This is a genomic window from Bacteroides nordii (assembly GCF_019930665.1).
Classification (GTDB): domain Bacteria; phylum Bacteroidota; class Bacteroidia; order Bacteroidales; family Bacteroidaceae; genus Bacteroides; species Bacteroides nordii.
The window spans coordinates 2,486,736-2,504,648 of sequence record NZ_CP082886.1 but is presented as its reverse complement, the minus strand read 5'-3'; the positions used below and the strand labels follow the sequence as shown (position 1 = coordinate 2,504,648).

The following is a 17,913-nucleotide window of genomic DNA, read 5'->3' as shown; positions in this document are numbered from 1 at the left end:
TAGGGACAGACTAACCCGTAGTAGTGTTGAAGTTTCTGTAATGGGAATGGAGCGAAGGGGTTAGCTTATTCAGCGAATTGAATTGAACAACTATTAAAAGTAGGAGGATTTAATGAAAGACGCAAAGTCATTTGAAATTTCCAGACATCTTGTCATGGAAGCATACAAGAGGGTAAAAGCCAACAAAGGAGCGGCAGGTGTGGATGACGTATCCATTGCAGATTTTGAGAGCAATCTCAAAAGCAATCTGTATAAGATATGGAATCGCATGAGTTCGGGTAGTTATTTTCCGCCTGCTGTAAAGCTGGTGGAAATACCAAAATCCAATGGTGGAAAACGTCCTCTTGGCATACCAACGATAGGAGACCGTGTGGCTCAAATGGTAGTTGTAATGACTATCGAGCCGGGTATAGAACCTTATTTCCATGAGGATTCCTATGCTTATAGACCGAACAGGTCTGCACTTGATGCAGTGAGAAAAGCGAAAGAACGCTCTTACACATTTCATTGGGTACTGGACTTGGATATCAAGGGCTTCTTTGATAATATCGACCATGGACTCCTGATAAAGGCACTTGAACGGCATGTAAAATGCGAGTGGGCAATGCTTTACATCAAGCGTTGGTTGTCCGTTCCTTACCAGTTGAAAGATGGGACACAGATAGAAAGGACTAAGGGCGTGCCGCAAGGCTCGGTAGTCGGTCCGATTTTGGCGAATTTGTTTTTGCATTACGTTTTCGACGAATGGATGAGGAGAAATCACTCGAACATTTCATTTGAAAGATATGCTGATGATACAATATGCCACTGCGTAAGTCTGAAACAGGCAGAGTTCATATTACGTGCTATAAGGAAACGGTTTGCCGAGTGCAAGTTGGAACTTAACGAAGACAAGACGAAAATTGTCTATTGCAAGAAGAATCATCGTGATATACCTTATGAGTGCATCCAATTTGACTTTCTTGGCTACACATTCAGACCAAGACGTTCGATAGATGCCAACGGTGAAGTTTTCCTGAACTTCTCTCCCGCAATCAGTAAGAAAGCGAGGACGAAGATATGGGAAGCCATTCAGAATTGGAACTCCAATCATTGGGTTCCAATGGAACTGGAGGATATTGCGAAAGAAATCAACCCTGTCATTCAAGGGTGGATAAACTATTATGGGCAACATAATCCCAGAATATTGAAAGAGGTTCTTCAGCATGTCAATGACAGGCTTGTCCGTTGGGGTCGTAGGAAATTCAAAGGTTTGAGAAAACGCAAGACAGCGACTGTACATAGGTTGGGTGATATTGCTTTGCAGAAACCTAATCTGTTTGCACACTGGGCTTGGGGTGTCAAACCTACTGCCAGTGAGAAAAATCGGAAACGAAAGTAACGCACTATGCAGTTTGACCGAATAAGAAGAGCCGTATGAGAGGAGACTTTCACGTACGGTTCTGTGAGAGGCTTAGGGTGAAATTCCCTTTGCCTACTCGATCGGAAAATTCTCGTCCGGAGACCCGGACACCTCGAAGACCGCCGCCTCGTGGTTCGGGGCTTGTATCTTCTTGATTGTCGCCGCCACTATCCTGCGCTCATTCTTCCTTTAATAAACAATGTATGGCTGAATACCCGATAAACAAGGGTATCGGCCGTCCGGTCGAGTTCAAGGGTTTGAAGGCTCAGTACCTCTTCATCTTCTGCGGAGGTCTGCTGGCTCTCTTCGTCCTGTTCGTCATCCTCTATATGGTCGGCATCGACCAGTGGATATGTATCGGCTTCGGCGCGGCATCGTCTTCCGTCCTCGTATGGCAGACCTTCGCGCTGAACGCCCGGTACGGCGAACACGGGCTGATGAAATTGGGAGCGGCAAGGAGCCATCCCCGATACCTTATCAACCGACGGCGGATCACCCGATTACTCAAACGGCAACGAAAGGAAGAAACGACATGAGAAATACATCCAAAATGACAACACTGGAAAACAAGTTCCCCCTGCTGGCGGTGGAGCATGGCTGCATCATCTCCAAAGACGCCGACATCACGGTGGCTTTTGAGGTGGAACTGCCGGAGCTTTACACCGTGACGGGCGCAGAGTACGAGGCGATACACGGCTGCTGGTGCAAGGCTATCAAGGTGCTACCGTACTTCTGCGTCGTGCATAAGCAGGATTGGTTCATCAAGGAGAAATATATGCCGGAGTTACAGAAGGACGACATGAGTTTCTTGAGCCGTTCCTTTGAACGCCACTTCAACGAGCGTCCGTACCTGAAACACTCCTGCTATCTCTACTTGACCAAGACGACGAAAGAACGTAACCGTATGCAGAGCAACTTCAGTACGCTGTGCCGGGGACATATCATCCCGAAGGAGCTGGACAAGGAAACCGCCGGGAAGTTCATGGAGGCCGCCGAACAGTTCGAGCGCATCATGAACGACAGCGGCTTTGTGAGGCTGCGCCGCCTCTCCACCGACGAGATTGTCGGGACGGAGAAGTCCGCCGGGCTGATAGAGCGTTACTTCTCGCTCATGCCCGAAGGCGACACGACCTTGCAGGACATCGACCTCTCGGCAAAAGAAATGCGTATCGGTGACAACCGCCTGTGCCTGCACACCCTCTCCGACGCGGAGGATATGCCAGGAAAGGTGGCTACCGACATCCGCTACGAGAAACTCTCCACCGACCGCTCGGACTGTCGCCTCTCCTTCGCCTCCCCCGTGGGGCTGCTGCTTTCCTGCAACCACATCTATAACCAGTATGTGATTATCGACAACAGCGAGGAAAATTTGCAGAAGTTCGAGAAGTCCGCAAGGAATATGCAGTCGCTATCCCGATACAGCCGGAGCAACAGCATCAACCGCGAGTGGATAGACCAGTACCTGAACGAAGCCCATTCCTACGGGCTGACCTCGGTACGGGCGCACTTCAACGTCATGGCGTGGAGCGATGACGCGGAGGAACTGAAGCATATCAAGAACGATGTGGGCAGCCAGCTGGCAAGCATGGAGTGCGTGCCGCACCACAATACCATCGACTGCCCGACGCTCTACTGGGCGGCGATGCCCGGCAACGCGGCGGACTTCCCGGCGGAAGAGAGTTTCCACACCTTCATCGAGCAGGCGGTGTGCCTCTTCACGGAGGAAACCAACTACCGCAGTTCGCTCTCGCCCTTCGGCATCAAGATGGTGGACAGGCTTACGGGAAAACCGTTGCACCTCGACATCAGCGACCTGCCGATGAAGCGGGGTATCACGACCAACCGCAACAAGTTCGTGTTGGGTCCTTCGGGCAGCGGCAAATCCTTTTTTATGAACCACCTCGTGAGGCAATACTACGAGCAGGGTACGCACGTGGTGCTGGTGGACACGGGAAACTCCTATCAGGGCTTGTGCGAGATGATCCGGTGCAAGACAAACGGGGCGGACGGCGTGTACTTCACCTACACGGAGGAGAAACCGATTTCGTTCAACCCGTTCTACACCGATGATTACGTGTTCGACGTGGAGAAAAAGGACAGCATCAAGACATTGCTGCTGACGCTCTGGAAGTCGGAGGACGACAAAGTGACGAAGACGGAGAGCGGCGAACTGGGCAGTGCGGTGAACGCCTATATCGAGCGTATCAGGGCTGACCGGAGCATCGTCCCCTCGTTCAACACCTTCTACGAGTATATGCGCGACGACTACCGCCGCGAACTGGCGGAACGTGAGATAAAGGTGGAGAAGTCCGACTTCAACATCGACAATATGCTCACCACCATGCGGCAGTATTACCGGGACGGACGCTACGACTTCCTGCTCAACTCCACGGAGAACATCGACCTGCTCGGCAAGCGGTTCATCGTCTTCGAGATTGACAGTATAAAGGAAAATCGCGAGCTTTTCCCTGTGGTGACCATCATCATCATGGAAGCCTTCATCAACAAGATGCGCCGATTGAAAGGCGTAAGGAAACAGTTGATAGTGGAAGAGGCTTGGAAGGCTCTATCTTCGGCGAACATGGCTGAGTACCTGCGCTATATGTACAAGACCGTGCGCAAGTATTACGGGGAGGCAATCGTGGTGACGCAGGAGGTGGACGACATCATTTCCTCGCCCGTCGTCAAGGAGAGCATCATCAACAACTCCGACTGCAAGATACTCCTTGACCAGCGGAAGTACATGAACAAGTTTGATGCCATACAGTCCCTGTTGGGTCTGACGGAGAAAGAGAAGTCGCAGATACTCTCCATCAACATGGCGAACAACCCGTCAAGGCTCTACAAGGAAGTGTGGATAGGACTGGGCGGCACGCAGTCGGCAGTCTATGCCACCGAAGTTAGTGCTGAAGAGTATCTGGCGTACACCACCGAAGAAACGGAAAAAGTAGAGGTTTACCGTCTGGCGGAACAGTTGGGCGGCGACATTGAAGCCGTCATCCGGCAGCTTGCCGAAAGGCGGAGAAAAAAGGAATAAATAGAAACAGATTCATCAACTAAAAAAGAAAATGCGTATGAGTATATCAAGAACGAAAATGCTGCAAGTCAGCAAGTGTTTAATCGGGCTGGCGGTCATGGTGCTGCAATCCTGCGACATAACGGACAACCGACGCGACCTGCTTTGCGGAAACTGGGAGAGCGTGGAGGGAAAGCCCGACGTGCTTATCTACAAGGAGGGCGAAGCCTATAAGGTGACGGTATTCAAGCGGAGCGGCATCCGCCGCAAGCTGAAGCCGGAAACCTATCTCTTGCAGGAGGAGAACGGCAATCTGTTCATGAACACCGGATTCCGCATCGACGTGTCCTACAACGAGGCGACGGACATCCTGACCTTCTCGCCGAACGGGGACTACGTGCGTGTGAACCCGAAACCGGACCATCCGATAGGCGAGCAATAAATAATGAAATCCACTAAAATCCAAAGTAACATGAGAACAAGAATAACACTTATTATCTGCCTGTGCCTGTTTGCAGTCGGCAGGGCAAGCGCACAGTGGGCGGTGATAGACCCGTCCAACATCGCGCAGAGCATCGTGAACACCTCGAAGAACGTGGTACACACTTCCACGACCGCCCAGAATATGATAAAAAATTTTCAAGAGACCGTGAAGATTTACGAACAGGGCAAGAAGTATTACGACGCACTCAAATCCGTGAACAATCTGGTAAAGGACGCCCGGAAGGTGCAGCAGACCATCCTGATGGTGGGTGACATCACCGACACCTATGTGACCAGTTTCCAGAAGATGATGCGTGACGACAACTTCACGGTGGAGGAACTGGGAGCCATCGCCTTTGGCTACACCAAGTTATTGGAGGAATCCAACGATGTGCTGACGGAACTGAAGAATGTGGTGAATATCACCACGCTCTCCATGACGGACAAGGAGCGCATGGACGTGGTGGAACGCTGCTACTCCAAAATGAAGCGTTACCGCAACCTCGTGAGCTACTACACCAACAAGAACATTAGCGTGAGTTACCTGCGTGCGAAGAAGAAAAACGACCTTGACCGCATCATGGGGCTGTACGGGAACATGAACGAAAGATATTGGTAGCCTATGAATTTCGACAACCTTCACCAAATTCTGCGCTCGCTCTACGAACAGATGATGCCGCTATGCGGGGACATGGCGGGCGTGGCGAAAGGCATCGCCGGGCTGGGCGCACTCTTTTATGTGGCCTACCGGGTATGGCAGTCGCTGGCGAGAGCCGAACCGATAGACGTGTTCCCTATGCTCCGCCCGTTCGCTATCGGTCTGTGCATCATGTTCTTTCCGACGGTGGTACTGGGTACGATAAACAGCATCATGTCGCCCGTCGTGCAGGGTACGGCAAAGATGCTGGAGGCGGAAACGCTGGACATGAACCGATACCGTGAGCAGAAGGACAAACTGGAGTACGAAGCGATGATGCGCAATCCCGAAACCGCCTACCTCGTGTCAAATGAGGAGTTTGACAAACAACTGGAAGAACTGGGCTGGTCGCCCGGCGACATGGTGACGATGGCGGGGATGTACATCGAGTGCGGGATGTACAACATGAAGAAGGGCATCCGCGACTTCTTCCGCGAGATACTGGAACTGATGTTCCAAGCCGCCGCCCTCGTGATAGACACCATCCGCACGTTCTTCCTCGTGGTGCTGGCGATACTCGGTCCGATAGCCTTCGCCATATCGGTGTGGGACGGCTTCCAAAGCACGCTTACACAGTGGATATGCCGCTACATACAGGTCTATCTGTGGCTGCCCGTGTCGGATATGTTCAGCACCATACTGGCGAAGATACAAGTGCTGATGCTGCAAAGCGACATCGAACGGATGCAGGCTGACCCGAACTTCTCGCTGGATTCGAGCGACGGGGTGTACATCGTCTTCATGATAATCGGCATCATTGGTTACTTCACCATCCCCACGGTAGCAGGCTGGATTATCCAAGCCGGAGGCATGGGAAGCTACGGTCGCAACGTGAACCAGACGGCAGGACGAGCCGGAAGTATGGCGGGCAGCGTGGCGGGCGCAGCCGCAGGAAACGTGGTCGGACGTGTCGGGAAGCTGCTGAAATAATCAACTGACAATTAAAAACGAATAAACAACAATGGAATTTAAGTCACTTAAAAACATCGAATCATCGTTCAGGCAGATACGCCTGTTCGGTATCGTCTTCCTCTCGTTGTGTGCCGTAATAACGGTATGGAGCGTGTGGAGTTCCTACCGCTTCGCGGAGCGGCAACGGGAAAAGATTTACGTGCTGGACAACGGCAAGTCGCTGATGCTGGCTCTCTCGCAAGACTTGTCGCAGAACCGTCCGGCAGAAGCGAGGGAACACGTGCGCCGTTTCCACGAGCTGTTCTTCACGCTCTCACCCGAAAAGAGCGCGATAGAGCATAACGTGAAACGCGCCCTGCTATTAGCGGACAAAAGCGTGTACAACTACTATTCGGACTTTGCCGAGAAGGGGTACTACAACCGCATCATCGCCGGGAACATCAATCAGGTGTTGAAGGTGGACAGCGTGGTGTGCGATTTCAACGGCTATCCCTACCGTGCCGTGACCTACGCCACGCAGAAGATCATCCGGCAGAGCAACGTCACCGAGCGCAGCCTCGTGACTACGTGCCGCCTCTTGAACTCGTCCCGTTCGGACGACAATCCCAACGGTTTCACCATCGAGGGATTCACCATCATCGAGAACAAGGATTTACAAACCATCAAAAGGTAAACGGACATGAAGAAAATCAAAAAATCATTTTGGCGTGCGTACTGGAAGCTCCACGACAAAAAGAAAATGCTGGTGGCAAGGCTCAAAGGCTATCTGGACGGTTTGCCCCCGAAGACACGCAGGCGCATCGTGCTGGCGATGCTCGCCGCCTTTGCGGTGCTTGCCCTCTACACCTTCGGCAAAGCCGTCTATGAAATCGGCAGGAATGACGGCAGCCGGATGGTAACAGACCATGCCGGACAGGTGGAACTGTCCATAAAGCCGGACAACAATCATAATGTAATACCTTATTTATATGGAACAGACGAAGAATGAACCTAAAAACGAGAACAAGGCGGCTCCCGACAACGGGAAACCGAAGAAGGAGCGCAAGCCGCTGACCGAAGCCCAAAGGCTGAAACGTCAGAAAATGATAGTGCTGCCCGCTATAGTGCTGGTATTCATCGGTGCTATGTGGCTGACATTCGCCCCGTCTTCCGACAAGGAGCAGCAACCGGGAACGGGTGGTTACAACATCGAAATGCCCGACGCTGACAAGGCGAACCGCCAGATCATCGGCGACAAGGCGAAAGCCTACGAACAGGGAGCAATGGAGGAACGGCAGGAGAACCGCAGCCGCGCCATGCAGGAACTGGGCGATATGTTCGACCGCGAGGTGGCGGAAACGGACGGCGGCAGGGACTTCGACCTTGCTAATCCCGGAAATGCGGAAGATGCAACAGCAAAATCATCCGCTCCGAAAACCATCCAATCCTCCGCAGCTGCCTACCGCGACCTCAATACCACGCTCGGCAACTTCTATGAGCAGCCGAAGAACGACAACGCGGAAATGGACGAACTGTTGGAGCGTATCGCCTCGCTGGAATCGGAACTGGAAACCGAGAAAGGCAAGGCATCCTCTATGGATGATCAAGTGGCACTCATGGAAAAGTCCTACGAGCTGGCGGCGAAGTACATGGGCGGTCAGAACGGTACACAGCCACCTGTCGGACAGGCGGCAGAACCTTACCATGTGCAGAAAGCCGGAAAGAACACGGCTGCACCTGTCAGGCAGGTAACGCATCAGGTGGTATCTTCGCTCTCACAGCCGATGAGCAACGCTGAGTTTGTCGCCTCCTTCTCGCAGGAGCGCAACCGCAGTTTCAATACGGCGGTGGGTGTCACGACTGTATCGGACAGGAACACCATATCGGCGTGTGTCTATGGGGCGCAGAGTGTGACTGACGGGCAGGCGGTAAGATTACGGCTGCTGGAGCCGATGGCAGTGGCGGACAAAATCATACCCCGCAATGCAGTGGTGGTAGGCACGGCAAAGATTCAGGGCGAACGACTCGATATTGAAATTACTTCGCTGGAGTACGCAGGTACGATTATACCGGTAGAACTGGCGGTGTATGACACGGACGGACAGCCCGGCATCTTCATTCCAAACTCGATGGAGATGAACGCCGTCAGGGAGGTTGCCGCCAACATGGGCGGCTCGCTGGGCAGCAGCATTAATATCTCCACCAACGCAGGGGCGCAGCTCGCCTCCGACTTGGGCAAGGGGCTGATACAAGGCACGAGCCAGTATATCGCCAAGAAGATGCGTACCGTCAAGGTGCATCTGAAATCCGGATACAAGGTCATGCTATATCAGGACAGAGATTGAAAACAATAACAATCAACGACTAAAAAAACAACAACCAAATTTTTATTTACCACTAAAATCCAAAGTAGAATGAAAAAAGTAATCATCATGTTTGCCCTCGCTATGGGCATCGTAACTGCCAACGCGCAGGAGAACGTAACCGTTGTAACGGACAACGGAAGTGAACAACCGACCTTGACAAAGGAGGTCTATCCGCAGAAGGAGGCGGACGGCGATCTGTATCACGGGCTGACAAAGAAGCTGACCTTCGACCGCATGGTTCCCCCGCACGGCTTGGAAGTGACCTACGACAAGACCGTCCACGTCATTTTCCCCTCGGAGGTGCGCTACGTCGATTTAGGCTCGCCCGACCTGATTGCGGGTAAAGCCGACGGAGCGGAGAACGTCATCCGCGTGAAAGCGACCGTGAGGAACTTCCCGAACGAAACCAATATGTCCGTGATAACGGAGGACGGGAGTTTCTACACCTTCAACGTGAAGTACGCCGCCGAACCGCTGCTGCTCAACGTGGAGATGTGCGACTTCATCCATGACGGCGAGGCGGTGAACCGTCCGAACAACGCGCAGGAAATCTATCTGAAAGAGCTGGGTAGCGAAAGTCCCATGCTGGTGCGCCTTATCATGAAGTCCATTTACAAGCAGAACAAGCGTGAGGTGAAACACATCGGCTGCAAGCGTTTCGGCATCCAGTACCTTCTGAAAGGCATCTACACGCACAACGGACTTCTCTATTTCCACACGGAAATCAGGAACCAAAGCAACGTGCCTTTCGATGTGGACTATATCACGTGGAAAATCGTGGACAAGAAGGTGGCGAAGCGTACCGCCGTGCAGGAGCAGATCATCCTGCCGCTCCGTGCGCAGAACTATGCCACCTGTGTGCCGGGCAGAAAGAGCGAGCGCACGGTATTCACGATGGCGAAGTTCACCATCCCCGACGGCAAGTGCCTCGTGGTGGAGCTGAACGAGAAGAACGGAGGCCGTCATCAGTCCTTCGTGATTGAGAACGAGGACTTGGTACGTGCGGGTACCATCAACGAACTTCAAGTGCGCTGACCATGAGAAAGCACATCGCAATCATCATCGCATCGCTTGCCCTCTTCACGGGGCAGGCGCACGCCCAGCGGTGCCTGCCGAAGATGCAGGGCATCGAATTGAGAGCTAACCTTGTGGACGGTATGCGTTTAAGTGGCAACAATGGCGGTTACAGTTTCGGGGCGGCTCTCTCCACCTACACGAAGAACGGTAACAAGTGGGTGTTCGGTGGCGAATACCTCTTGAAGAACAACCCGTACAAGGATACCGCCATACCTGTGGCGCAGTTCACGGCGGAGGGCGGTTATTATTTCAAGATACTCTCCGACGCCCGTAAAATAGTGTTCGTCTATGCGGGGGCTTCGGCTCTCGCCGGATATGAGTCGGTGAATTGGGGCGAGAAAGTGCTGCATGACGGCTCCACGCTCCATGACCGGGACGCCTTCATCTACGGCGGTGCGCTGACGCTCGATGTGGAGTTTTACGTGGCTGACCGTATCGCCCTGCTCGCCAACCTCCGGGAGCGCCTGCTGTGGGGTGGCGACACACGGAAGTTCCATACGCAGTTCGGGGCGGGCGTCAAGATAATCATCAACTGACACGTCGCATGGAACGGACGGACATTGAGAATATGAGGCAGATACCCATTGCGGACTTTCTCGCACGGCTGGGACATGAGCCTGTCCGAAGGAGCGGAAACGAGCTGTGGTATCGTGCGCCATACCGCAGTGAACGCACGCCCTCCTTCCGTGTGAACGTGGCGAAACAGCTCTGGTACGACTTCGGCTTGGGCAAGGGCGGCGACATCTTCACGCTTGTCGGGGAGTTTACCCGAAGCGGGGATTTCATGGCGCAGGCGAGATTCATAGCGGAAACCGCCCGTATGCCGCTTGCCGCAGCAGAAAAGCCGTTGTACCTGCCGGAACCGTCCGAACCTGCCTTTGAGGGAGTGGAAGCCGTCCCGCTGCTCCGCTCTCCGCTGACGGAGTATTTGAAGGAAAGAGGCATCCCTTATGCCGTTGCATCCCGCCACTGCTGCCGCCTGAACTACGGCGTGCGTGGTAAGCGGTACTTTGCCGTCGGCTTTCCGAACGTGTCGGGCGGCTATGAAACCCGAAGCCGCCGTTTCAAGGGTTGCGTACCACCAAAGGACGTGTCGCTGGTCAAGGCGGGGGACATCCCGGCGGACGTGTGCAGCGTGTTCGAGGGCTTTATGGACTTCCTGTCCGCCGTCACGCTCGGTTTGGCAACGGGTGACTGCCTTGTGCTGAACTCCGTCGCCAACGTGGAAAAGGCTTTGAAACATCTGGACGGGTACGAGCGCATCGACTGTTACCTCGACCGAGACGAAGCCGGACGCAGGGCAATGGAAGCCCTGCGGACACGCTACGGAGGAAAGGTGACAGACCGTTCCGGCATCTATCAAGGCTGCAAGGACTTGAACGAGTACCTGCAACAAGTATCAAGAAAACAACAAAAGAACAACAATCTAAAAATCAAAGAATAATGAACATACTGAACAACAAGAACAAGAGAACATCAATCTTCAAGGCGTTGGCACTCTGCCTGTTCGCCGCAGTGTCATTCACATTCGTATCGTGCGACGACGATATGGACATCCAGCAATCCTATCCCTTCACGGTGGAAACCATGCCCGTGCCGAACAAGGTCACAAAGGGGCAGACGGTGGAAATCCGCTGTGAGCTGAAGAAAACGGGCGATTTCGCCAATACCCTCTATACCATCCGGTATTTCCAGTTCGAGGGTGAGGGCACACTGAAAATGGACAACGGCATCACTTTCCTGCCCAATGACCGCTACCTGCTCGAAAACGAGAAGTTCCGGCTGTACTACACGGCGCAAGGTGACGAGGCGCACAACTTCATCGTGGTAGTGGAGGACAATTTCGGCAACTCCTATGAGTTGGAATTTGACTTCAACAACCGAAACGTGAAGGATGACGGGGTTATCACTGTTGTCCCCATCGGGAACTTCAAGCCCCTTACACGATGATGCGTGTATTCATGGCTATCCTCTGTTCGCTTCTGGCGGTCTGTTCCGTGTCCGCACGGAACAGACGCCATGAGGGAACGGACGGGCAGGCGGCTATCTACCGGCTGCCACCATTTGAGAGGGCGGTGCGATGCACGAAGTATTTTGAGGGCTGGCATTCGGAAAAACATCACCCGTATGTAGGATATGGACATCGGTTGCAGCCGGGGGAAAGGTATTCGGCACGCACCATGACGAAGCGGCAGGCGGACGCGCTTCTGCGAAAAGACCTGCGGAAGTTCTGCGCGATGTTCCAGCAGTTCGGGAAGGATTCGCTTCTGCTTGCCACGCTCGCCTACAATGTCGGTCCGTACCGTCTTTTGGGGAGTGGGAAGATACCCAAAAGCACGCTAATCCGAAAGCTGGAGGCGGGTGACAGGAACATCTACCGGGAGTATATCGCTTTCTGTAACTATAAGGGGAAACGCCACGCCATGCTGCTCAAACGAAGGAAGGCTGAGTTTGCGCTGCTGTATGTACCATAAAGAATAAGTGTCTGACGAAAGAAACTCCGATGAAGCCGCCAACTTCATCGGAGTTTCAGTTTTCATACATTCGGGATTGTCCCTTTGCCTGCAACCTCACCGTCCCTGCAATGCTCTATGATACCGGGTGAAAATCCCATGCTGCCGATTGCGATATGCCGGATATAGTCTGTATATTCCTGACCTTGAAAATTCCTGCCCGTAAGGTTCTTGAAAACCATCTTTATGCTTATGCCGTCGTTGCTGTACAAGATGGTTTTTCCGTTCTGTCTGATTGTTTCCATGATTAAAACTTGTTTTTGTGAATACTATCGTAGATTGGTACAAAGGTTTCTTTGCCTACTTTCTTATCCGCCATCATGCTCATGAAAGAAAGTAGGCGGCTTTTGCCGCCCACCCCTCAAAAGCGGGTGTAAAGTCCCGTTACCATCGTGAACATTTCCTCCAGCATATCGCAATATATCCCCTCGTGCGTTTCAATGTCCTTCGTCCTGCTCTCGAATGTCTTTTTGCTGAACGTCTTGCGGTAGAAACGCATATTGTATAGGTCTGCCCCTCCGTCATAGATGATGTCAAGGCGGTTGGCACTGGTCTTGTTCCTCGCAAGGCTCATGCGCAAGCCGTTGCCCATGTCTGTGAAGTCTTTGCTTCCCGTCATGGCGGCAAAGCGTCTGCCGCCAATCTGCTCTAAAATTGTCTTTGCTATCATATCCGTTGTCTTTTAGGTTTATGGTTCGGGCGGTGCGGACACCGCCCCAATGTTCAAAATTCTGTTTTCTCGGTTATGGGTGTGCATTTTTCCAGCCACTCTTTCAGACATTCCATGCTATACTCGCTCGTGATGACTGCCGTATGGCTGTCAATGGCAGTGAAACGGCTGCTTTCATAGCTGTCTATCCACCCCTTTAGGGTATCAACTCCCCACGCTTCGGCATCGTCAAAGATGCCGTCCAATGCCGTAATGGGTTCGCTGAATTTGACTATCAGCGTTTGGTAGCCTGCTTCGTTCATCGCTTCTCCTCCTTCCTTTCCTTTGCCGTTAGCCACTTGTCCCGTGCGGCTCGACATTCGTCTAATGTGGGTTTGACACAAGAGAAAAGTTCCCCGTCCGTGTGGCGGTAGTCGTATTGCACAAGGGTGCGTTTGCGTCTGTCGATACCCGTTTGGAATTTCTCGTAGTTCTCCGTTCCTGCCGATTGGCAGGTGCTTACTCCGTTAATTGTCATTTTGTTGCCATAGTCGTTGTTATTTAGATGATTAGAAATGTACAGACAGCACTCTGTGTTGCATCACCATTTCGGGGTCGCTCGTGTAGCGTTGGTGCAGGTAGAAATGATGAGAGCCGAAGCCGTAAAGGAAGAACTTGTCAAGTTCGTGTTTCTCGGCAAAGTCCTTGACGCTCGCCCTTAATTGCTCCTCACTCTGACAAAGAGTGAGGAGGTTCATAAATTCAAGGAACATCGTGGGGATTTTATCATCCCATAGGAAAACCATGCTTTCAAATCTTACTTCCATAATGTTAGTTGTTAGATGTCGATATTATGCCGCTTTCATCCGCTGGCGGATAAGGTTGGCGTTCTTGTTCACAAGGGCGATGATGCGGTCGTGGTATTCGGAGTTCTCGTTGCATACGCCACGACACTGCACCACCTCAAAAGTTTTTAGTGACACCTCTATCGTTTCAATTCGTTTTCCGTCAATGGTGGCGGATAGGATAAGGGAGTCTTTTCGTTTGTGGTAACCGCCCACACAATGGTGCATCGTCCTTCCTTCCTCTGCCATTTCTTCCACGCTCTCTATGACTTTGACGCAAATAAGGCTGTCGGTAAAGGCAAGTCCGAAGAATATGCCCTTAGCTTTCAGATATTGTTTCTCGTCCTCAATCGCTTTCCTGCGTTGCTGTTCAGTCCGCTCATGTTTCCTTTGCAGGTTGCGCTTTGCCACCAACTTGTCGTGTTCAACTTTGAGGTCGGCAGGGCAAACGTATTTCGGGCTGTTTGTGTCCTTGCCGAAATGACGCAGGAGGTCTATGGTGTCACGCCACATTGAGCCGTCCTCAATAGTATAGCCGTTGCGGATACATATCTTGATTGAAGCCCAATACTCTCCAATATTGAAAGAGTGGTACAGATAGTAGCGCAACATGGGATATTGCCCTGCCTTCAACAGCGTTTCCGCACGGCTGTCCGACAATAATGCCGGTATTAGTTTGGTGGGTACAATGTCGTGGAAATTGCCGTTAAAGCCGTTTCTGCGGAGCGTCGGCAACACCTTATATCTTGGATATATCGGGGAATATGAGATATGGCGGTACGCTTCATTGTCATTGCGGATAGCAAAAGGAGAAGCGAATGAGAACGTGTCGATGTAGCATCCCAATGTGCGTGGAATGGCAACAACAGCCTTACGCCCTTGTTCATTCCACCAATACTGCCCGATTTCAAGGGCATAGGACTTGGCATTAACCCCTTTCTCCATACCCACGACAAGCAAGAACATTCGTAGCACTTGGTATTCTCCGCTTGTGGTAAGGGTTGTGAAATACTGCTTTTGTCTTACCTTGCGCTGATAGGTGAGGCAGACTTTCAAACTTGCTCCACATTCGGGACACGTACAATGCTCGGTCTGCTCCGTCATTACCCAACTATGACCGCAATCCATACAAGTGGTACGACCTTTCGGCAAGCGGTGTGCATAATGCTCCACGCAATTACGGAATGCCCAATTTATCTGTATCGGGGTTATCGGGCGTAGTTTCTTGCTTTGGGCAAGAACTGCTTTTTCAAATTTGTTTCTCGGTTTCATAAGCCAAAATCAAATAATGAGGGTTGAACTTGGGTTTCTGTTTTCGCCTTTGTCGGCTTGGTGCGGTTCTGCAACTTGCGGAGTTCCTCGTCTTGGTATCTGCGGACTGCCTGCTGACGTGCTTCTGCTTTTTCCTCTGCCGTGAGTTCCACAATGTGGTTCACCGCCACTTGGCATTGGATAGGCTTGCCCACCTCAATCTCGTTCTCGTCATAGTAGTGTACTGCTTGTCCGTATATCTCTCCGTCCGTGAAGCCGTTACAACCGCTTTTCTGCACATAGTTCAGAATGTAGGTTACGCAATCGTCAATGTTCTTGGCTGGATTGCGGTAGTTCTTCGCAAAGAGCGTGTCTTCCTCCGCACGTTGTTCCAAATACATCTGTATCGTTCTCTTGAAATGGTCTGTTCCTTTCATATCGCTGTCGTTTTTATGAGTTGTCAAATAGTATGTTTCAAAATCTCCCTCCAATAAATCGGCTCAACCTCGCTCAATAGGAAGTCTATAAAGTCCTTCCGTGCGTTCTTGTTCAGTTCGTGGTAGAGTCCACGGAACACGGACATATTGCCGTTGAGGTATGTTTCCACCATGTACTCGAAGATGTTGCCCACCTCGTAGTATCTGCATTGTTGCTCCACTGTCTTGCTTCTTCTCTTTGCCATGTCGGTAGGGATTAAAGGGTGAATAACCAAAGAATGAAGCCGAAGAACAGGATAACGGAAAGAATAGCCACGATTACCCCTATTGCCACTCGGAACACTCCGTTTATTATCTCTCTGACGATGTACCAAAGGATGCCGGACACCCAAAAGGCGGTGCGCATGATTAGGGTGCATATCGCAAGCCCTATGTATTGCGCCATTTGTCTGAAATTTACCGTTGCTGTCATAGCCGTATCATTTGTTAAGTTCCACGATGCTGTCTATCCTGCCGTATAGGAAACTGCGGAGTGCGGTCTTGTCGGTAGCCTTGTATTCCGCCCAATGTCCATACTGCTTTACAATGTAGGTTCGGAGAATGTCGGAAAAGTCAAACATCCAACCTTGCAAGGGTACTGCGCTCTTGAAATAGGTGTTGCTGTTCACATTGCGTGTAAGCCAATCCTTTTCCTCTCGGCTCAATTTCTCACCATTGTTCAGTTTGGTGCGAAGTCCGTACACCTTGCTGCCTTGCAGGTTCTCCAAACTTGGTACTTCCCATGCCACGAATTTTGTTGCTATTGCCGTTCTCATATCCGTTTTGTTTTTGATTTTTTGTTTTTTAATGCGGATTCAAGAGCTGAGGGAGTTGAGTTTCAAACTATCTTATCTGCCTCTCGTTTATCCGACATTTTTTTTAATGCGTCTTTCTGTCGCATCGGTCGTTTTCGTTTCGGGTGCTTAAAAAGGTAGGGATTAGGGAATGCAAGGTTTTTCGGGAAAATACTACCCGAAGGGCTGGAGATTTTTCCAGAAAACAGGAGGCTTGACCTTGCTTTCCCGTACAATCCCGGAGTTACCTTTGCACCCAGCACGAAAATGACTGCCTGATGCGGCTCACTGAAAGGCGCGAAAATGGAGGTAAACGGAAGTAGAGGCAGATTAGACAGGAAAACTTCAAAAGAGAAATCCGTGAAAAAGACATCCCCAACAGAAAAGAACATAGCCGGTAGCGTGAAACCGGGCAAACCATCGGCAAGGAAGTATGTTTTTATCTGTTTGGCCAAACGTGTTTGGTCGGATGGATAAAATCATTCTTCCCGGTTTGTCTGCCGTGAGTGACGGCTTGTTCCATTTATGGAATGTGCGGTCATACACGGCTTTCCGCTTCCGGCTCAAAAGGACAACGAAAAAAGAAAAATCGTCAAAACCCCGTAAAAGCACCTCTTTGGCATAAGCACAAAAGAAAGGGGCCTTGTCTCATCAGTCTAAACTATTGTTTAGGCGTGAGGCAAAGCCCTTTTCTCCGCTTATGCGGCAGTCGGCACACGTTCGTTCAAAATCTTTTTGGGCGATGGTGTGCTGACGGATAAAATCGCTTTTACGGAAAAACTTGTGTGAGAAGAAAAAATCAGGAGATTCATTTCTAAATCTCCCGTTTTATTGTTACTTTTGCATACGAAGAGTTCTTTGAAGGTTACGCAACGCACAGAAGAATAATGCAGTAGATAACTAACTAATTCGTAACCTATTACTATTATGAGCGATTACCCAATGCTCATTTCCAATAAATTACACTCTTTTCGTAACTTCTAAAAGCAAAGATACAAGAAGCTGAGGGGGCTATAGCATTACATGTAAGAAGAGGCGATTACTTCTCGTCTAAGCATATTAATACTTTTGGAGTTTGTGATGCTCACTATTATGAAAAAGCAGTGGATATTATGCGCGGAAGAGTTTCTAATGCTATGATTTTTGTTTTTTCTGATGATTTAGACTGGGTAAGAAGGTATGTCAATCTACCAACAAATGTAATTTATGTTCCTAATTATGATATTCCTCAATATTGGTACATTTATCTAATGTCTTTGTGTAGACATAACATTATCTCTAACAGCTCTTTTTCGTGGTGGGGGGCTTTTTTAAACATGAACACAAATAAAATCGTTGTTTCCCCTTCTAAATGGACTTTAAATTCAGATAAGACTATTGCTTTAGATGAATGGTTTAAGATTTGAATCTGATATTACTTGTAGATATAAATATTCCAATCATTTGTTTGAAC

27 protein-coding genes and 1 pseudogene are annotated in these 17,913 nt (G+C 50.8%); 17 read left to right on the top strand and 11 right to left on the bottom strand.

The features are described from left to right. Nucleotides 1-112: 112 nt before the first annotated feature. The 15 genes and pseudogenes from ltrA to K8P02_RS09910 all read left to right on the top strand — a co-directional run bounded on the left by ltrA (nucleotide 113) and on the right by K8P02_RS09910 (nucleotide 12,406). The gene (ltrA, locus tag K8P02_RS09980) at nucleotides 113-1,381 is read left to right on the top strand and encodes a group II intron reverse transcriptase/maturase (protein ID WP_223381425.1); all 1,269 of its coding nucleotides are present in this window, start codon (nucleotides 113-115) and stop codon (nucleotides 1,379-1,381) included. Between the two features lie 103 nt (nucleotides 1,382-1,484). Next, nucleotides 1,485-1,595: pseudogene (locus K8P02_RS09975) on the top strand (DUF4134 family protein); the annotation flags it as partial. A 10-nt stretch (nucleotides 1,596-1,605) separates the two neighbouring features. Continuing rightward, the gene (locus tag K8P02_RS09970; protein WP_004311206.1) at nucleotides 1,606-1,938 is read left to right on the top strand and encodes a DUF4133 domain-containing protein; all 333 of its coding nucleotides are present in this window, start codon (nucleotides 1,606-1,608) and stop codon (nucleotides 1,936-1,938) included. Next, nucleotides 1,935-4,439 (top strand): TraG family conjugative transposon ATPase, encoded by a 2,505-nt coding sequence (locus tag K8P02_RS09965; RefSeq protein WP_005827325.1) that lies wholly within the window; start codon nucleotides 1,935-1,937, stop codon nucleotides 4,437-4,439. Before K8P02_RS09970 ends, K8P02_RS09965 begins: the two co-directional genes overlap by 4 nt. A gap of 37 nt (nucleotides 4,440-4,476) precedes the next feature. Then, entirely contained in the window at nucleotides 4,477-4,860 is a 384-nt protein-coding gene (locus tag K8P02_RS09960; protein ID WP_004308928.1) for a DUF3876 domain-containing protein, read from the top strand. Nucleotides 4,861-4,890: 30 nt separating this feature from the next. Further along, a complete protein-coding gene (locus tag K8P02_RS09955) occupies nucleotides 4,891-5,520 on the top strand; it encodes a DUF4141 domain-containing protein (protein WP_004308927.1) in 630 nt (209 codons plus the stop codon). A 3-nt stretch (nucleotides 5,521-5,523) separates the two neighbouring features. Continuing rightward, nucleotides 5,524-6,528, top strand: coding sequence for a conjugative transposon protein TraJ (gene traJ / locus K8P02_RS09950; protein WP_025868175.1), 1,005 nt, complete (start codon nucleotides 5,524-5,526; stop codon nucleotides 6,526-6,528). Between the two features lie 31 nt (nucleotides 6,529-6,559). After that, complete coding sequence (gene traK / locus K8P02_RS09945; RefSeq protein ID WP_004308925.1) at nucleotides 6,560-7,183, top strand: conjugative transposon protein TraK; 624 nt, start codon at nucleotides 6,560-6,562, stop codon at nucleotides 7,181-7,183. Between the two features lie 6 nt (nucleotides 7,184-7,189). Continuing rightward, complete coding sequence (locus K8P02_RS09940; protein ID WP_004308924.1) at nucleotides 7,190-7,498, top strand: TraL conjugative transposon family protein; 309 nt, start codon at nucleotides 7,190-7,192, stop codon at nucleotides 7,496-7,498. Beyond that, nucleotides 7,479-8,834: a conjugative transposon protein TraM gene (gene traM / locus K8P02_RS09935; protein ID WP_053397342.1), complete on the top strand. Its 1,356-nt coding sequence runs from the start codon at nucleotides 7,479-7,481 to the stop codon at nucleotides 8,832-8,834. The genes K8P02_RS09940 and traM overlap by 20 nt, the downstream gene beginning before the upstream one ends. 69 nt (nucleotides 8,835-8,903) lie before the next feature. Next, a complete protein-coding gene (gene traN / locus K8P02_RS09930; RefSeq protein WP_005827318.1) occupies nucleotides 8,904-9,890 on the top strand; it encodes a conjugative transposon protein TraN in 987 nt (328 codons plus the stop codon). 2 nt (nucleotides 9,891-9,892) lie between these two features. Beyond that, the gene (locus tag K8P02_RS09925; protein ID WP_005827316.1) at nucleotides 9,893-10,468 is read left to right on the top strand and encodes a conjugal transfer protein TraO; all 576 of its coding nucleotides are present in this window, start codon (nucleotides 9,893-9,895) and stop codon (nucleotides 10,466-10,468) included. Nucleotides 10,469-10,476: 8 nt separating this feature from the next. Further along, nucleotides 10,477-11,376: a toprim domain-containing protein gene (locus tag K8P02_RS09920; RefSeq protein WP_004310298.1), complete on the top strand. Its 900-nt coding sequence runs from the start codon at nucleotides 10,477-10,479 to the stop codon at nucleotides 11,374-11,376. Then, the gene (locus K8P02_RS09915; RefSeq protein WP_005827314.1) at nucleotides 11,376-11,882 is read left to right on the top strand and encodes a DUF3872 domain-containing protein; all 507 of its coding nucleotides are present in this window, start codon (nucleotides 11,376-11,378) and stop codon (nucleotides 11,880-11,882) included. The genes K8P02_RS09920 and K8P02_RS09915 overlap by 1 nt, the downstream gene beginning before the upstream one ends. Further along, entirely contained in the window at nucleotides 11,879-12,406 is a 528-nt protein-coding gene (locus tag K8P02_RS09910) for a glycoside hydrolase family protein (protein ID WP_005827312.1), read from the top strand. The genes K8P02_RS09915 and K8P02_RS09910 overlap by 4 nt, the downstream gene beginning before the upstream one ends. Nucleotides 12,407-12,468: 62 nt before the next feature. Here the strand turns inward: K8P02_RS09910 and K8P02_RS09905 are convergent, their stop codons facing one another. The 11 genes from K8P02_RS09905 to K8P02_RS09855 form a co-directional block, all read right to left on the bottom strand. Beyond that, nucleotides 12,469-12,690 (bottom strand): DUF7688 family protein, encoded by a 222-nt coding sequence (locus K8P02_RS09905; protein WP_004310300.1) that lies wholly within the window; start codon nucleotides 12,688-12,690, stop codon nucleotides 12,469-12,471. A gap of 116 nt (nucleotides 12,691-12,806) precedes the next feature. Further along, the gene (locus tag K8P02_RS09900) at nucleotides 12,807-13,115 is read right to left on the bottom strand and encodes a hypothetical protein (protein ID WP_004310301.1); all 309 of its coding nucleotides are present in this window, start codon (nucleotides 13,113-13,115) and stop codon (nucleotides 12,807-12,809) included. Between the two features lie 53 nt (nucleotides 13,116-13,168). Then, nucleotides 13,169-13,474, bottom strand: coding sequence for a DUF6956 domain-containing protein (locus tag K8P02_RS09895; protein WP_004310302.1), 306 nt, complete (start codon nucleotides 13,472-13,474; stop codon nucleotides 13,169-13,171). Further along, the gene (locus K8P02_RS09890) at nucleotides 13,414-13,632 is read right to left on the bottom strand and encodes a DUF3873 domain-containing protein (protein WP_008770680.1); all 219 of its coding nucleotides are present in this window, start codon (nucleotides 13,630-13,632) and stop codon (nucleotides 13,414-13,416) included. The genes K8P02_RS09895 and K8P02_RS09890 overlap by 61 nt, the downstream gene beginning before the upstream one ends. Before the next feature lie 31 nt (nucleotides 13,633-13,663). After that, on the bottom strand, nucleotides 13,664-13,921 hold the full coding sequence (locus K8P02_RS09885; protein WP_005827305.1) for a hypothetical protein: 258 nt from the start codon (nucleotides 13,919-13,921) through the stop codon (nucleotides 13,664-13,666). A 24-nt stretch (nucleotides 13,922-13,945) separates the two neighbouring features. Continuing rightward, nucleotides 13,946-15,211 (bottom strand): PcfJ domain-containing protein, encoded by a 1,266-nt coding sequence (locus K8P02_RS09880; RefSeq protein ID WP_004310303.1) that lies wholly within the window; start codon nucleotides 15,209-15,211, stop codon nucleotides 13,946-13,948. Further along, a complete protein-coding gene (locus tag K8P02_RS09875; RefSeq protein ID WP_004310304.1) occupies nucleotides 15,208-15,627 on the bottom strand; it encodes a PcfK-like family protein in 420 nt (139 codons plus the stop codon). The genes K8P02_RS09880 and K8P02_RS09875 overlap by 4 nt, the downstream gene beginning before the upstream one ends. Nucleotides 15,628-15,650: 23 nt before the next feature. Continuing rightward, nucleotides 15,651-15,872: a hypothetical protein gene (locus K8P02_RS09870; protein ID WP_005643956.1), complete on the bottom strand. Its 222-nt coding sequence runs from the start codon at nucleotides 15,870-15,872 to the stop codon at nucleotides 15,651-15,653. Nucleotides 15,873-15,883: 11 nt separating this feature from the next. Beyond that, nucleotides 15,884-16,099 (bottom strand): hypothetical protein, encoded by a 216-nt coding sequence (locus K8P02_RS09865; protein ID WP_005643957.1) that lies wholly within the window; start codon nucleotides 16,097-16,099, stop codon nucleotides 15,884-15,886. A 7-nt stretch (nucleotides 16,100-16,106) separates the two neighbouring features. Then, on the bottom strand, nucleotides 16,107-16,442 hold the full coding sequence (locus K8P02_RS09860) for a hypothetical protein (RefSeq protein WP_004310306.1): 336 nt from the start codon (nucleotides 16,440-16,442) through the stop codon (nucleotides 16,107-16,109). Nucleotides 16,443-16,504: 62 nt separating this feature from the next. Further along, on the bottom strand, nucleotides 16,505-16,915 hold the full coding sequence (locus K8P02_RS09855; protein ID WP_005827299.1) for a hypothetical protein: 411 nt from the start codon (nucleotides 16,913-16,915) through the stop codon (nucleotides 16,505-16,507). 14 nt (nucleotides 16,916-16,929) lie between these two features. On the opposite strand from K8P02_RS09855, the gene K8P02_RS09850 reads away from it, so the two are divergent. After that, on the top strand, nucleotides 16,930-17,085 hold the full coding sequence (locus tag K8P02_RS09850; RefSeq protein WP_004314171.1) for a hypothetical protein: 156 nt from the start codon (nucleotides 16,930-16,932) through the stop codon (nucleotides 17,083-17,085). A gap of 367 nt (nucleotides 17,086-17,452) precedes the next feature. Next, nucleotides 17,453-17,866 carry an alpha-1,2-fucosyltransferase gene (locus K8P02_RS09845; RefSeq protein WP_223382410.1) on the top strand — a complete coding sequence of 138 codons (414 nt, stop codon included), beginning with the start codon at nucleotides 17,453-17,455 and terminating at the stop codon, nucleotides 17,864-17,866. Nucleotides 17,867-17,913: the final 47 nt, after the last annotated feature.